Here is a 16,192-nt window from a genome sequence, read left to right as displayed (position 1 = left end):
CGCGCGCCGCGACCGTCGTTTGTCATCAAATCTTCATAAATCTCCCGCGCCCGCCCCCCTCACGGCTGCAAACCGCGCCGCTCGCCCGGCGTCAGGGCCTGCAGCTGCGGCGCCGCCAGCTCGCCGGCGCCCAGCACCTGCACCACGCCCTTCGGCCGGTAGAGCGAGGCCTGCGGCTCGCCGCCGCGCAGCGCGGCGTCGGCTTCGGCGCCGGCCTCGGCGCCGAAGCCCAGCACCCGCACCGTGAACACCGAGGGCTGCGCCTGGCGCGTGGCCGCCCGTTCGCGCTGCAGCGCCTCCTGGGCCGCGCCGGCGGCTTGGCCGGCGGCCGCGCTGGCGTTGCTGAGCGCGGCCACGTTGACGGCGGCGACGACGGGCATGCCGGCGGCCTTGCCCTGCACCTGGATGTTTTCCGCGTTGACCACCCGCAGCGCCGCCAGGTTGACGTTGCCCGAGACGCGGATGCCGGCCTCGCCGGCGTCGATGGTGCCGAGCGGGGCGATCAGGTCGATGTCGCCGGGCGGCACCTCCGGGATCGGGTTCAGCGTGGCGATGCCGGCCCCCGTCGTCGGCGCGCTGGGCGACAGGCTGACCAGGCCGATGTCGTTGTACAGGCGGCGCTGCGGCGTGTAGACGACGGTGGACTTGACGCCGCGGCCGGCGTTGATGTCGCCGCCGGCCGACCAGGCCAGGATGTTGCCGCCGAAGGTGGTGAAGATGCGGCTCTGGCCCAGCAGGATGCTGCCCTGGGCGTACAGCTGCACCTCGCCGCTGCCCTGGGTCAGGATGCCCGAGCCCTCGCCCGGCGGATAGCCGCCGTCGACGCCGACGAGCAGGCGCCCGCCCGGCGCCAGCGCGCCGATGTCGCCGCCGAAGTCGCTGTGGATGCCGGCGTCGTTGACGACGGCGCGGGCCACCTCGTAGGTCGGATAGCCGGCCTCGGCCCATTCCTGCGGGCTGAGGTAGCGCACGCCCGGCAGCGGCCGCTTGGTGTAAGCGCTTTCGCCGATGCCGGTGGTGTACAGGGCGCTGCTGAACATCGTCAAATCGCCCCGGTAGTCGAGCTTGCCGCCCTGCCTGTCCTGGGCCGGGAACAGCGTGGCGATGGCTTCGCGGCCGCGCAGATAACTGCCGCGGCGCGCGCCGTCCGGGTCGTTGTACTCGCGCCCGGCCGCCTTCAGCTCGGCGTAATAGAGCTGGCGCAGATACACGTGCTGCTGCTCGGCCGGCAGCGCGGCGAAGAAGGCGCGGGCGTCCGTGGCGCCGTCGTAGCGCAGGCCCAGGCCGTTGCCGGCGCCGAAACGGGCGCCCAGCCAGTTCACCAGGTGCAACTGGCTGGCCTGGTGGTACTCGCGCGCCAGGTCGCGCCGCACGGCGCCGCTCTGCCGGCCGGCTTGCTCCAGCTCGCCCTGCTTGCCCTGCAGGAAGGCCGGCGCGCCGGCCGCGTCGCCGGCGTAGCCGAACTGGCCGCGCAGCCAGCCGGCCAGCGTCAGCTCGCCGCCGTACACGTAGACGGCGCTGCCGGCCTGCCCGGCCAGCGGCCGGCCCGGGTCGGCCAGCCTGGCCGGGTCCAGGTAGCGGGCCGCGAAGGCCGCGTAATCGGGGCCGTGGCGGCCGACGCCGGCGGCCACGGCGATGCCGGCGCCGCTGTCGCGCCCGCCCGGGCCGACGTTGACGATGGCGCCCAGGCTGCGCAGCTCGGCCTTGTCGGCCATGTACAGGTCGCGCCCGGCGCTGACGTCGAGCTGGCCGGGGCCGGCCACGTAGAAGCTGCTGTAGCGGATGTCGCGTCCGGCGCTGACGACGGAGACGTCGTCGGCGTGGCGGTGGACGATCAGGTTGCCGCGGGCCGAGATGCCGTTGTCCTTGACGGGCTTGGGCGGCTGGTCCGGCCTGCCGAACAGGGCGACGTTGACCCAGCCTCCGGCCTCCGCCGGCCCGTCTTCCAGCTCGCCCAGGGTGCTGCCGGCGTTGACGATGTCGCGGCCGGCGCGCACGGCGACGGCGCCGCCGCCCTCGTACCAGAGGCCGCGCGCGGCCGGGCGGCCCGGCAAGTCGCCGCGGTAGACGATGCTGCCCGTGCGCAGGCCGACGATGTCGCCGCCGACCGCGTAGAAGCGCGCCGGCGGCTGGCCGGCCGGCGCGTAGTCCGAGGCCGTCGGCGGCGTCATGCTGAACAGCGGATAGGTCTGGCCGATGGCGCCGCCGCCGCCGTTCAAGGCGAAGTTGTACAGCGCGGCCGGCGCCAGCGCGTCGGGGTGCAGATTGTGCAGGGGCAGGGGGCCGAACCAAGTCTTGCCGAGGGCGCCGAGGAAGCCCGGATTGAAGGGGCTGGGCAGGCGCCGCGGGTCGGCGCCCGACTGGGTGATCGGCAGGCCAGCCGCGTAGATCGAGCCGGCCGCCAGCATTTCCAGCTGGCCGGTGCCGGCGCGCACGAATTGCGGCGCCACCGGCGCCGGCGCCAGCGTCACGCCGTTGCTGACCACGGCCACGGCCGAGTTGTTCAAGATGCCCAGGCTGGCGTTGCCATAGTACAGATTGCCGCTGGCGGCGACGGCGCGCAGCACGGACGGCATCAGGAAGCGGCCGTCCGAGGCCGCCGCGTTGCTGCTCGGCTGATTGCCGCTCCAGGCCGAGGTCGGCGTCAGGTGGCCGCCGGCGCTGAACAGGTCGATCGCCGTGGCCGGCGTCCACAGCGAGAACCAGCTCCAGCCCTCGCCGCCGTAATCCTGGCCGCGGTAGCTGAAGGGCGTGCCGTTGTTATACAGGTGCACGCGGCCGGCGTCGGCGGCGCCGCCCAGCACCAGGTCGCCGCGGGCGTCCAGGCGCACGCCGCTGTCGCCCGGCACCAGCATGGGGCCGCCGCCGGCGATCGCCGTCGTCGCCGTGTACGTCGCATACGGGCGCGACTCCTTCGGGTCGGCCCGGTCGAAGCGCAGCTCGACGCCGCCGACGGCGCCGGCCTCCAGGCGCAGCGCGCCGCGCAGATTGGTGAAGGTGCCGTTCAGGCTGAGTTTCTGGCTATCCATGCGCAGACGCGCGTTGCCGGCGTCGGAGTCGGCGGCGAACATGCGCACCTCGGCCACCGGGTTGAGGGCGCCGCCGACGCGGATGTCGAGGTCGCCGCCGCCCGTCAGCCACAGCGTGCCGTCCGGCGTCACCCGGCCGGTGCTGGCGACGGCCACGTTCAAACCCTGGCTGCGCAGGGCGTTGCTGCCGGCCGGGTCGGCGCGCGACTCCAGCATGCCGGCGTCGCCGCCGGCCTGCAGCAGCAGGTTGCCGCCGCCCAGGGTGCCGATGCCGGTGAAGCCCGTCAGGAAGGGCGTCCCGCTGTACAGATTGTTGCTGTCGGTGCTAGGCACATAGGTGCCGAAGTTGATCCACCAGGCCGTCGGCACGCCGCCGCCCGTGCTGCCCGAGCCCTGGCGCCACAACCAGCTGCCGATGGCGCTGCTGTCGAGGTGGTCGCGCAGGTAGCCGAAGGCTTCGGCGCGGCGCCCGCCGGCCTTGTCGCCCAGGGTGTCGCCCTTGACGGCGCCCTGGGCGCGCAGCAGCAGGTTGCCGCCGTGCTCGGGATACCAGGCCCGGTACAGGCTCTGGGCGCCGCTGACGAGGTGCTCGAAATTGCCGCCATAGCCGCCCAGCACGCTCAAGCCCAGGCCCTCCAGCGCGCCGACCCAGGGGCGCGCGCGCGGCAGGTCGAAGCGTTGCGCGGCCTCACCCGGCGGCGCGGCGGACTGGCTGCCGGCCGTGTAGACGCCGTACAGCGAGCGCATGTCGAAATCGCCGCCGGCCAGCAGGTCGAGGTCGCCGGTGCCGGTGCGCAGCACGCTGAACAGCTGTTGCCGCACCGGCTTGGCCTCATAGCTGTACTCGGCGCCGACCTTGTCCAGCATGCGCGCGTAGTAGCCCTGCTCGGCCTCGGCCTCGCCGCCGATGTCGTCCAGATTGACGGACTGGCCCGGCACAAAGCCCTCGGCCGTCGCCAGCTCGTTCCACACATACTGGCCCGGCAAGCCCGTGCCGGGCACCAGCGTGCGCTCGAAACCCATGCCGTAGTGGGTGTCGGCCAGTTGCAGGTGGGCGTCGCGGGCCTGCGGGCGCAGCGCCCGCGGGTCGGCGGCGGCCGTGTCGGCGCCGCTGACGAGGCGCAGCGACCAGGACTGCGAACCCTGGGCCAGCATGGGCGCCAGCGCCCAGTTGCGGCCCTGGCGGCCGGCGCCGTCGGCCGGGCGCAGCCGCACCAGCGCGGCGTCGCCGGGCAGCTTGACCGAGGTTTCGCTGGGCAGCAGGGCGCCCTTGTCCAGCGCCAGGGCGTACGCCAGGAACACGCCGTTGAGCTTGTTCTGGCCGTCCGACCAGTCGCGCGGCTGGCCCTCGGGGAAGGGCAGCGCGACGCCGGCCGGCCACAGCATCGCCGCCACGCCGGCGGCGCCGGGCAGGCGCAGGCCGGCGTCGAGCTGCGTGCCGGCGGCCAGCGTCAGCGCCTGGCCGACGACGCTGCCGGCCGCGTGCAGCACGCTGCCGTCGGCCCGGCGCACGGCGCCGCCCAGCACGCTGCCGGCCGGCAGCGTCAGCGGCGCCGTCAGCGTCGCGCGGACCGCCAGCAGCGTGCCGCCGCGCAGCTTCATGGGCCGCATCGGCAAGTCGTAATTGAGGGCCCGGCCGGACTTGAAGTAAGTGCCCGGCGCCAGCGTCACCATGCCGGCCTGGGGCACGACGAGGTCGCCGCCCCAGGGCAGGCGGCCCTTGTGCAGCACCCAGCCGACGTCGTCCGGCGTGGCCGGCAGGGCGGCGCCGTCGAAGCCGTCGTTGACGCTGCCGAAGACGCTGAGCTTGCCGCCGGCGCGCACCAGCAGCACGCCCGCCTCGCCGGAGCCGTGCGCGGCCCCCAGCTGCGCCTGCGGGTTGACGCCGGCGTAGCGCTGGCCGGACAGGTCGACGTCGCCGTCGATGTGCAGGTCGCCGTCCGGCGCCGCGCTGACGATCTCGACGCCGGGGCGCAGGTGGAAGGCGGCGGCGTCGCCGCGCAAGCCCTTCAGCTTGCCGTCCATCAGGCCGGCGTTGGCCAGCGCCTTGCCGATGAAGGCCGTGCTGTCGGCGTGCCGGGCGTCCAGGTAGGCCTGGTCGATGCTTTGGTAGGCGCGGCCGGCCGCGTCCACGGCGGCGCCGGCCGGCGCGTCGCGGTACTGGCGGAAGGCGTTGACGTTGACGTGGCGGGCGCCGTCGATGCGCAGGGCGGCGCCGGCGTCGATGTCGACGTCGTCGCCGCCGAGGCGGCGCGCGTTCAGGTCGACGCTGCCGTAGCGGCCGCCCTGTTCGCCGCTGCGCAAGTCCAGGCGGGCGCCGCCCTCCAGCGTCAGGCGGCCGTTGCCGGCGCTGAGGTCGACGACGGCGCGGTTCGGCGCCTCGATCACCTGGCCGTAGCTGTCGGTGCGCAGCACGCTGCCGTGAGCGTCCAGCACGGCGCCGGCCTTGATGGTGACGCCGTCGCGGCCGGCCAGGCGGATGCTGCCGACCTGCTCGCCGCTGGCGTCGATGCGCCCGGCCACCGTCAAATGGCCGGCGTCGACGGAGACGCTCACTTCGCGCGCCTTCACTTCGTCGCCGATGCGCAGGTCGCCCTGCTTGAGCTGGAAGCTGCGGCTGCCGAACAGCTTGCCGCTGTTGAGGCGCTGGTTCAAGTCGGCGAAGTCGCCGACGCGCTGGGCGCGGATGTCGGCGCCGCCGGCGGCGAAGGGCAGCGCCGTGCCGCCGGCGTCGTAGTGGCCGCTGGCGCCGCCGGCCAGCGTGCCGCGCAGGTCGACGTTGCCGGCGCCCGCGCCCGTGGCCGTGACGCTGAGCTTGCCGGCGCGGTTGTTCACGGCCGACAGGTCGAGCGTCGAGCCGGCCGCCTGGCGCACGTCGCCGGCCCGGCTGGCGAGGACCACGTCGCCGCCCCAGCTGTATTTGCTGGTGTCGTAGAAATCGATCTTGCGGCCCGCCAGGTCCAGCCTGGCGGCGCCGCCGAGCAGCACGTCGCGCTCGGCCGACAGCGTCAGTTTGCCGCTGGGCAGCACCACGGCCGTGTCCAGCGCCACGCTGCGGCCGGCCAGGAGCAGTTCGGCGCCCAGCGCGCCGGCCAGCGCCGCATTGTCCGGCGCCGGCGCGGCGGCGCCGGCCGGCGCGCCGACAGTGATGGCGCCGCCGGCCGTGATGCGGTTCACGGAACCGGCCGCCCCCGTCAGCAGCGGCGTATCGATGCGCAGCTCGCCGCCGCTATAGGTGAAATCCTTCAGCGCCGCATCCCACGGCCCCTGGACCTGGTAGACGTTCAGCGCGCCCTTGTTGTTGGCCGTGACGCGCTCGCTGGCGTTCAAGGCCACCTGGCCGAAGCCCAGCACCAGCCGCTCCATGCTGTGGACGGTGTCGGGCCGGCTGTCCGGCGTGAAGCCGAACTCGATGCGCCTGGCGTCGACCTGCAGGCGGCCGCTGCCGGTGCCGGCGCCGTCGCGGGCGACGGCGCCGGCCGCGTTGCTGGCGCCCTGCCACACCAGCGTATCCGTGTGGATGCGCGCCAGCGCGTCGGCGCCGCCGTAGCCGTAGATGGCCGGCGTGTTCAGCACCAGGCGCGCCAGCGAGGACTTGCCGGTGGCCGGGTCTATCGTCGACAGCTGCGCCGAGTCGTAGAAGTTGAAGGAGTTGCGCGCCGTCAGCGCCAGGTTTTCCAGCGCCGGCGCGCCGCTGCCGGTGTCGCCGTGCAGCAGGCGGTCGAGCAAGCCCTGGTCCAGCGCCAGGCCGTCCGGCAGGGCGCCGCGGGCGGCGGCCGCCGCCAGGGCCGCCTCGCCGCCGATGTTGATCGCGCTCATCGCCAGCACCAGGTTGCGGGTGCCGTAGCGCACATTGTCGCGCAGCGTGAAACTGCGGTCCGTGATGGCGGCGATGCTGCCATCGGAATACAACTGGGTCGCGCCGGCGCAGCCGCCGGGCGCCGCGCAGGCGCCGATGTCGATGACGCCCGGGCCGTCGGACGAGCTGACGGGCGGCAGCGCCGCCAGCATATCCAGCCAGCCGTTGGAGACGGCCAGCACGCTGCCGCTGGGCTGGTAGACATAGCCGTCGCGGGAATCCCAGGCCGCCTTGCCGCGGCCCAGGGTATTGATGCCGGCGCCCTGCTCGACGACGATGCCGCCGTTCGCCCGCCCCGTCGCCAGGAACACCTCGGCCGCCTTCAGCACGGCGCCGCCGCGCAGCACGATCTTGCCGGCCGAGCCGACAAACTGGGCGACGTTGGCGCGCTGGTTGCTGCCGGTCCGGTATTCGTTGTAGGCGACGCGCGGCAGGCCGCCGATGCCGATGCGCTGGGCGCCGAAGGCGTTCAACTGGGAGGCGTGCACAGACACGCCGGCGAAGTCGCGCTGCGGCGCCGCGCCGTCGGCCAGCACGTGGTACTGCGTCGATTCGTTGCCGCCGCTGCCCAGCAGCAGCCCGCCGCCGTAGCCGCCCTCGACCGGCGCGTACAGGGTGCTGCCGTCCATGCGCAGCGGCATGGCGTTGTCCTTGACGCTGAGCAGCGCCGGGGCGACCAGTTGCACGCGCAAGTCCTTGGCGTCGCGCTCCAGCGCGGCGCGCGGCACGCCGTCGCGGCCGGCCTGGGCCAGCGCGAACGCGGCGTAATCCATTTCATTGTATTGCGAATAGCTGCGCAGCACGGCGGCCGGCGTCAGGATGGCCTGGCCGGGCACGGCGTCGCGGATGGCCGTGCCGGCCACGCCGGTCTGCGCCGCCGTGGCGAAGGAGCCGTTGCGCATGGCCACGGTGGTGCCGGCCGCGACGGCGCCGGCCAGGCCGTTCAGCTCGACCCGGAAGGCGCCCGGCAGCAGCGCGAAGCTCGACGGCAGCAGCGTGTAGGTGCCGGCCGCCAGCCCGGGCACGCCGGCGCCGATGCTGATCTGGCGCCCCACGGCGGGGTCGCCGGCGCCGTTTTCCGCCAGCAGCGGCGCGGCGCCCGGCTGCGCGCCGGGAACGATGGCGTAGACGGGGTTGCTGGCCAGGCCGGGCAGCGTGAAACCGCCGTTCGGCTGCAATTGCACCAGCGGGTTCAGGCGCGCGTCCGTGGAGCCGCCGCGCCCTGCCAGGAAGGCGGCGCCGGCCAGCGCGCCGCCGCCCGACAGGTCAAGCACGGCGCCGCGGCGCACGTCGATGGCGGCGCCCACCAGGGCGATGTCGGGGCCGCTGCCGGCGCCCTTGAAGGCGACGTCGAGGCCGTTGTACAGATAGCTCAGGCCGTCCAGCGTGCCGCCGTAGGGCATCAGCAAGCCCTGCGCGCTGACCGAGGTCAGGCTGCCGGGCAGCAGATTGACGTGGCCCGTGTAGGCTTCCCAGAACTCGCTGCCGAGCGTGATCTGGCCCAGCGGCGCGCGCAGCACGCCGCCCTGGTTGATGGTCGGCGCCACCAGGGTCAGGCTGCCGAACGCGGAATACGGTTGCGCCGGCGTGGCCGTGCCGCTGCGCTCGATGCTGAGCGTGCGCAGCGGGTCGAGCGTGACGCGCACATTGCCGCCGGGGCCGACGCTGCTGATCTTGCCGACGCTGACCGTGCCGCTGTCGCCGGCGGCCGGGTAGATTTGCGCGGCCGCCAGCGTCAGGTTGCCGGGCGCGTACAGGGCCGCCTTGCCCGACAGGCGCAAGTCGCCGCTGCTGCGCAGCGTCAGCTGCTCGAAGGCTTCGCGCTCGACGGCCAGCGGCTTGCCGCCGTTGTGGACGATCTCGCCGCGCACGCCCGTGTTGACGACGCCGGCGACGTCGATCATGGCGGCGTCGACCTGCAGCAGCGAGCCGGCCGCCACCAGCGGCACGCCCAGCGTGCCACCGCCGCTGCCGGCGTTCTTCGAGCCGTTCACCGGGTTCGGCACGATGTAGTCCTCCTTCTGGTGGCGGACGGCGCCGCCCAGGCGCACATACGGCGCCGCCAGATGGATCTGGCTGGCGCGGCCGGCCGCGGCGCCGCGCGGCGCCAGCGCCAGCGCGCTGGCGTTCAGGCGCAGGCTCTGGCCGAGCGACAGGCTGAGGTCGCCGTCGAAGCTGATCAGGCCGTTGACGTGCAGGGCCAGGTTGTCGAAGCCGCCGGCCTGGACCCGGTCGGCGCCCAGCCGCGCGCTGCCGTAGCGCAGCGCCGCGTCCCCCTGGCCCGCGCGCAGGCCGGCAGGCAGGGCGCTGTCGCCCTGCGCCTGGACCAGCCGCAGTTCGCGCGGCAGGCGCACGGCGTTGTCGACGGCCTCGCCCTCCATCGTGTAGCGCGTCACCTGGCCGTAGTTCGGCGTGTCCAGCGCCAGCGCCAGCGTGCCGCCGGCCGCGCCGGCGCCGCCGGCGGCGGCGCGCAGGCTGCCGTCGGCGAAGATGCCGTTGTAGGAGCTGAGGGCGATCAAGCCGCCGTTGCCGGCGACGGCCGTGGCGCCCAGGCCGGCCAGGTCCAGCGTCGCCGCCGCGCCGCTGGCGTCGAGGCGGGCGCCGGGGCGCACCACGACAAAGGCGTCGGCGGCGTCGACGCTGGCGGCGTCGGCCTTGTAGCGGGCGCCGATCTCGATGCTGCCGCCGCCGTCGGCGCGGCCGTAGCGGCCGCCGCGGGCGTCCAGGGCGACGCTGGCGCGGCCGGCCACGTCGAGCACGGCGCCGGCGCCGATCCAGATCGAGGTCGCCTGCCCCTTGCCGTTCGGCAGGTTGACGTCGATGCCCGCGCCCAGGGTGCCGGGCAACACGGCGATCTTGCCGCCCCAGGCGTCGAGCCGGCCGTCGATGCTGATCTGGCCGGTGCCCGTCAGCGTGATCTGGCGGCCCGGGTCGACGCCGACGACGGCCGCGCCGCCCAGCGCCAGCGGCGCCTGCGACAGCGGGCTGCCGGCCGTCAGCGCCAGGTCGGCGCCGGCGCGCTGCGCCAGGCGGCCCTTGCGCGGGTCGTGCTGGTACAGCTCGGGCATCCACAATTCCAGCGCGGCGCCCGGCTCGGCGCCGCCGGCAAGGGCGCGGCCGGCCGCGCCGTTCAGGCGCAGCAGCGGCATCGCCACGGCGATGCGGGCGCCGTCGACGACGGCGAGGCCGTCGCGGCCCGTCACGGCGTAGCCGGCGAAGCCGCTCTGGAACAGCCCGGCGTCCAGCGCCAGCAGGGGCTGGACGGCGACGGCGCGCGGCAGCGTCGCGCCGGCCGGCATCACGCTGCCGGCCGGCAGGCGGAGATCGTCGGCGGCGATGCCGCCGGCCGCGTAGCGCGTCGTCAGCGGCGCCACCGGAATGCCTCCCGGGAAGACCTCGGCGCTGACCAGGAAGCCGGCGCCCAGGCCGCCCATCTGCGTCACCACGCTGCCGGCCGGCACCACCTCGCCCTCCTGGAAATAGCCGTTGTTGCCCAGCGATACATAGGCGCCCGCCGGCAGCAGCAGGGGCGCGCCCAGCGTCAGCGGCTTTTGCGGCGTCACGTCCGCCTCCAGCGGGCCGCCCAGCGTCAGGCCCGGCTTGATGACCGTGACGGTCAGCGCGAAGTCGAAGGGGATTTTCTCGCCCTTGGCGATCAGCAGCTCGTCGGCCAGGCGCAAATTGACGCCGGCGCTGGCGCCGGCGGCCAGCACGTTGCCGCCGCCGAGCAGCTTGCCGCCGACGCTGACGGCGCTGCCGTTCTCGATGACGAGGCGGCCGCCGCCCTTGACGCCGTGGCCGCGCAGCTCGCCGTCGAGCTTGAGCGTGGCGCCCGTCGGCGCCTTGTCGCGCGGCATGTCGACGGCCAGCGTGATGTCGCCGCCGCGCCCGCCCTGCAGCGCGCCGTTGCCCATCAGCGCGGCGCCGGACGAGACGTCGATGACGCTGCCGGCGGCCAGCGTGATGTTGCCCGAACTGAGCAGGCTGACGGCGCCGCCGTCCACATACGGCAAGCCGGCGCCGGCGCCGGGCTCCAGCGCCAGGTTGCTCCACACGCCGCGCGCGTCCAGGCGCACGCCGGGCGCCACGCGCACGCCGGCCGGGCCGGCCGGCGCCACCGGCGTGTCGGTCCAGACGCCGGCGCCGGCCGGGTTGTAGCGCGGCGCCAGGTTGCCGGCGGCGATGCCGCCGCCGCGCGCCACCAGGTCGGCGTCCAGCGCCACGTCGCCGGCGTGCAGCGCGATGGCGCCGCCGTCGGCCACGCGCAGCGCGGCGCCGACGCCGAGGCGCTCGGAGGCGTAGACGGCGAGCGCGCCCAGCTGCAGGCCGTTCAACCAGCCCGCGTCCAGCCGCAGCGCGCCGCGCCGTTCCGCCGGCAGCGCCTCGGCCAGCAGCAAGCCGTCCGCCAGCGCCGCCACCTTGCCGATCTCGACCTCCTTCAGCACGGCTTCGACGCTGTCGCGCAGCAGGCCGGCCTTGGGGTCGAAGATGGGCGTGATCTTGCCGATGAGCAGTTGGCCGGCGCGGGCGGCGGCCGTCTGCGCCTGCCGGTAGCCGTCCTGGCCGGCGTCGCGCTTGCGCTGCTGGCGCTCGCCCTGGAACACGGCCGTGTCGATGTCGCCCTCCAGCACGGCGGCGCCGGTGGCGACGACGACGCGGCCGGCGTCGCGGCCCACCGTGTAGCCGTTCTCCAGGCGTTCGCGCGGCGCCACCAGGGGGTTGGCGTAGACCTCCGTCGTGTTCGCGCCCCAGCGCGCGTGGGCGCTCTCGAAGCCCCGGTACAAGCCCGTGTACAGATTGTCGCCGGGCGCCGTGCCCAGCTTGTAGGTCTGGCCGTCGGCGCCCTTCAGCCAGGTCTGCTTGACCAGGCCCGTCTGCACGTCCAGCGAACCGCCGGCGACGTTGATGCGCGAACCGGCCTGCGTCACCAGTTCCGCGCCGCCGAAGGCGACGGTGCCGCCCTGGGCCGCCCATTCGCCGATGCCGTGGCCGCTGGTGTTCAGGTAGCCGCTCACTTCGAGCAGGCCGCCGGCCGTGTACCAGCGGTCCGTCGGATAGCCGTTGCTGCCGGCCGGCACCAGCACCAGCTCGCGGCGGTCGACCCAGACGTCGCTGTTGTTCAGGTACTTGGCGTCGCGGCTGCCGGGCGCGTCGCGCTGCTCGTTGCCCTGCACGTTGACCAGCACATTGTTGGCCGCCATCGCCACCCGGACGCCGACGGCGCCGGCGACGTCGATGACGGCGCCGCGCGCCACGTGGCTGCGGCGGCCGGCGTCGACCAGCACCTGGCCGCCCGTGGCCAGCGTCAGCGAGTCGCCGTCGAAGACGACGTCGCCGGCCGAGGCGATGCGCAGCAGCGAGCGGTCGCGCCGCTCCAGTATCCCCTCGGCGCTCTTGGCGGACTCCTTGAGCAGCGTCTCGCGCTGGACGTCGAGGGCGCTGGCGCCGTTGTCGTCGAGGACCACGGCGCTGACGCTGCCGCGCCCCAGCGTGACGCTGGCGTCGGCGCCGGCGCCGGCCAGGTGGATGCTGCCGCGGCCGTTCACGGAGCTGCTCGAAACGAGCACGCCGTCCTGGCGCACGGCGTTGCCGCTCAAGGTGATGTCGCCGCCGCCGGCCTGGATCAAGCCGCTGTTGACGACGGCGCCGGCGGCGCCGCCGGCCTTCAGCAGCGGCGCCACCTCGTTGCCGCGCGTGCTCGAATACTGGTTCGTCTCCGTGCCCATGCCCTTGCGCACGATGAGGGCGTCGCCGGCCGCCAGCGTGGTCTGGCCGTTCGGCGTGCTGATCGCGCCGGCGTTCTCGACGGCGCGTCCGGCCAGCAGCACATAGCCGCCGCCCTCCGTCACCGTTTGCGGCTTGCGCGTGTCGATGCGGGCGCCGGCCGCGACGACGACGTCGGCCTCGGCCTTGCCGTAGCTGTAGTCCTTGGCGGCCAGCGCCAGCGCGTTGGCGAAGGTCGGCACGGTGCCGTTGCCCAGCGCCTTGCCGTACAGGCCGGCGTCGAACTGGCTGTCGCTCATGCCCATCGCGGCGGCCGCCAGGTTGCGCGTGTCGACCTGGCTGCCGCCGGCAAACACGATGCCGTTGCGGTTGACGATCATCACCGTGCCGTCGGCCTTGATCTGGCCCTGGATCTGGCTGGGGCGGGCCAGCGGGTCGTTGACGCGGTTCAGCACGGCCCAGTTCGACTTCTGCTCGAACTGCAGCGTCGTGTTCTTGCCGACGTTGAAGCTTTCCCAGTTCAGTATCGCCTTCTCGGCCGTCTGCGCGACGCTGACGACGGTCTTGCCGCCGGCCTCGGTCTGCACCGGCGCCTTGGCGTTGAGCCAGCCCGCCGTCAGGCTGTTCGTGTCGACCCGCAAGCCGCCCTGGACCAGGCCGTCGGGCGCGCCGGCGCCGGCCGGCGCCGCCTGCCGCGCGGCCGCCTGCACGGCCTGTTCGGCGGCGATGCCGCGCGCGGCCAGCAGCAGATTGTTCAGCGACTGCTGCAACTGGCCGTTGGCGCGCTGCTGCTGCGCCTGCGGATTGTTCAGCGCCGCCGCCGGCTGGCCGTTCGGCAGGCGGCCGCTGCTGGCGGCGGCGCCCTGTTGCACGCCCTTGCCGGCGAACCAGGCGCTGCTGAACGCCTGCTGGGCCTGGCCGCCGCCGCTGGCCAGCAGCAGCGCGGCGGCCAGCGCCAGCGGTTTCAGGCGCGGCGTCCGCGCCGGCGCGGCATCCCGTTCACATGGGACGGAGGAGGTGTGGTGCATCTTGACCGACTTGCTTCGCTGCATGGAGACATTTCCTTGTGATGTTCTGCTGACCGATATCGCGCGGCGCCGCGGCGGCCGCAACGGCGCACCGCGAAGCGGCCTGGCGCGGCTTCCGGCTGCTTTGACGGAAGTGGCGGGGCGGGACTGCAGGAGGTCATCAAAATGTCATAAAATTGCCGCGGGCGAGGGCGGCGCCAGCCCGTCAGCCGAGCAGCACGATGCCGCCCGGCAGGCGCGTGACGGCGGCGCCGTAGGCGTCGCGGATCAGGCCGATGACGTCGTCGAGGCGGTCGAGCGAGACGCGGGCCTGCACCCGGTGGCCGGCCAGCGCGTCGCGGCGCAAGATCAGCTTGCCGGGCCGGTAGCGGTTGACCTCGGCCACGACCTCGGCCAGCGTCGCCTGGCGGAACACCAGCACGCGCTGGCGCCAGGCGCTGACGGCGGCGGCGTCGGCCGCCAGCGTCATGCCGAAGCCGTCCGGGCCGTAGCTGAGCTGCTGGCCGGCGCCCAGCTCGGCGTCGTCGCCGGCCCGCGCCACGCGCAGCCGCCCGGCCAGGCAGGTGACGCACACGGCGGCGCCCGTGTGGCGGATGTTGAAGCGGGCGCTGGCGGCCGTCACGGCGCCGCCGCCGGCGGCCACGCGCACCCCGGTGGCGCCGCGCAGGCCGGCCTGGAACTCGGCCTCGCCGGCCAGCAGCTCCAGCGCCGCCCGACCGTCGCGGCGGGCGCCGACGTCCAGGCGCGTCTGGGTGTTCATCTGCACCAGCACGCCGTCGGCCAGCGCCACCTCGCGCTGCTCGCCGGTGCCGGTGCGGTAGTCAGCCGCCCACTCCGCCGCGGACGGCCACAGCTGCAGCGGCGGGCGCGCCACCAGGTAGGCCAGCGAGGCGGCGACGGCGCCGCCGAGGAAGGCGCGGCGGCCGGGCTTGGCCGACGCCGCCGCCTCGGCGCGGCGTTCGCGCTGCGCGACGGCGCGCGCCGCCGGCGCCATCGCCGTCCACACGGCGCGGGCGCGGCCGAAGGCCGACGCGTGCGCGCGGCTGTGCGCGCACCAGCGCCGGAACGCGCGCGCGTCATCCTCCGTCGCCTGGCCGGAGTCGAGCCGCACCACCCAGGCCTGGGCCTGCCGTTCAATTGCGCGCATAGCGGGATCCACCTTGAATTTCTCAGTCATGTTGCTTAGACGGTTTTGCGGCGCCGGGACCGAAGCGCTGGATGAAATCCCGCCCCAGCCGCGCGCAGCAGTGTTCCAGGCCGGCGCGCAATTCCTTCTCGACGGTGCGCAGCGAGACGCCGAAGCGGGCGGCGATGTCGCGGTGCGCCATCTCGTCGACGCGGGCCAGCACGACGATGGCGCGGCGGCGCCGCGGCAGTTCCTGCAGCGCCTGCTCGAGCGCCGCCAGTTCGGCGCGGGCGGCGACGGTGCGGGCCGGGTCGGCCAGCTCGTCGGCCAGTTCGTACAACTCCTCGATATCGGGCACGCTGAGCAGGCGCGCCTGGTCGCGGCGCTGGTCCTCGGCGATGTTGAGGGCGATGCGCAACAGGTAGGCCGACGGGTAGCTGATGCTTTCCGGCGCGCTCATGCGCTCGACGCGCAGATAGGTTTCATGCAGCGCGTCGTTGGCCAGGTCTTCCGAGCCCAGGCGCACCTGCAAATGCCTGCGGAACTGGGCGTAGCGCTCCAGGAACAGCGCGCGCAGCGAGGCTTTCAGCGAATCCGGCATCGTCTCAGCCCGTCGCCGGCAGGAAGGGCCGGCAGTCGGCGCCCGGGTCCGGGCGCGGCGTCAGCAAGATCGTCAGCGGCTGCGCCAGGCCGGGCGGCGGCGCCGCGTCCATGAGCAGCGCGCGCATGCGCTGCAGCAGGGCGCCGTCGCGCTGCGGCACGCCGCTCGATTCGAGCAGGCGGGCGTCGCGCACCAGGCCGGCCTCGTCCAGCCACAGCTGGAAGGCGACGCGGTAGCGGCCGAAGGCTTCCGGCTGCAGCCGGCACAGGGCGCGCGTGATCGACGTTTGCAGCACGGCCGCATACGCGCCCAGGCCGGCGCGGGGCTGGCCGGCGGCGGCCGGCGCGGACGCGGGCGCGGCGGGCGCCAGCGTGAACGCCTTCGCGCCGGCGTAGCGGGTGTCCAGCTCGGTGCCGGCCAGCAGGCGCTGCAACGCTTCGCGCGGCGCGAACTGGCCGTGCACGGCGGCCGACTGGCGGCCGGCCGCCAGCGTGCTGCTGACCAGCACGGAATAGCCGGTCAACTCGCCGAAGGCCACCAGCGCCGCGTCCAGCCCTTGCGCCGGCAGATCGAAGCGCTGCGCCGGCGCCGCTTCCGGCCCGTCGGCGGGGCCGGCATACACCAGTTGCGCCACCGCCATCAAAGAGCCCATCAGCAGGCGTGCCGACATTGCCACCGCGGCGCAGCTTGCCCTTGTTCGTGTCGTTCGTGTCATTTTCCAGGGGATCAACGGGGGAGAACGTGAATAGCCAGACGCGCCGCGTGCTGCGATGCGGACGTGGTGTCGCAAGGCCGGATAGTAGCGCCGCCACATGACGGCTGTAT

4 protein-coding genes are annotated in these 16,192 nt (G+C 74.5%); all 4 read right to left on the bottom strand.

The genetic code is table 11. From position 1 onward, the window contains the following. Positions 1-59 precede the first annotated feature (59 nt). Complete coding sequence (locus tag OIK44_RS10255) at positions 60-13,664, bottom strand: filamentous haemagglutinin family protein (protein WP_273670644.1); 13,605 nt, start codon at positions 13,662-13,664, stop codon at positions 60-62. Positions 13,665-13,845: 181 nt separating this feature from the next. After that, complete coding sequence (locus OIK44_RS10250; RefSeq protein WP_273670643.1) at positions 13,846-14,787, bottom strand: FecR family protein; 942 nt, start codon at positions 14,785-14,787, stop codon at positions 13,846-13,848. A 22-nt stretch (positions 14,788-14,809) separates the two neighbouring features. After that, positions 14,810-15,367 (bottom strand): RNA polymerase sigma factor, encoded by a 558-nt coding sequence (locus tag OIK44_RS10245; protein ID WP_273670642.1) that lies wholly within the window; start codon positions 15,365-15,367, stop codon positions 14,810-14,812. A 4-nt stretch (positions 15,368-15,371) separates the two neighbouring features. Beyond that, positions 15,372-16,037, bottom strand: coding sequence for a TonB family protein (locus tag OIK44_RS10240; protein WP_273670641.1), 666 nt, complete (start codon positions 16,035-16,037; stop codon positions 15,372-15,374). Positions 16,038-16,192 lie beyond the last annotated feature (155 nt).

The sequence above is a fragment of the Janthinobacterium fluminis genome (assembly GCF_028595325.1).
Taxonomy (GTDB): domain Bacteria; phylum Pseudomonadota; class Gammaproteobacteria; order Burkholderiales; family Burkholderiaceae_D; genus Janthinobacterium; species Janthinobacterium fluminis.
This window is presented reverse-complemented; position numbering and strand designations above follow the sequence as displayed.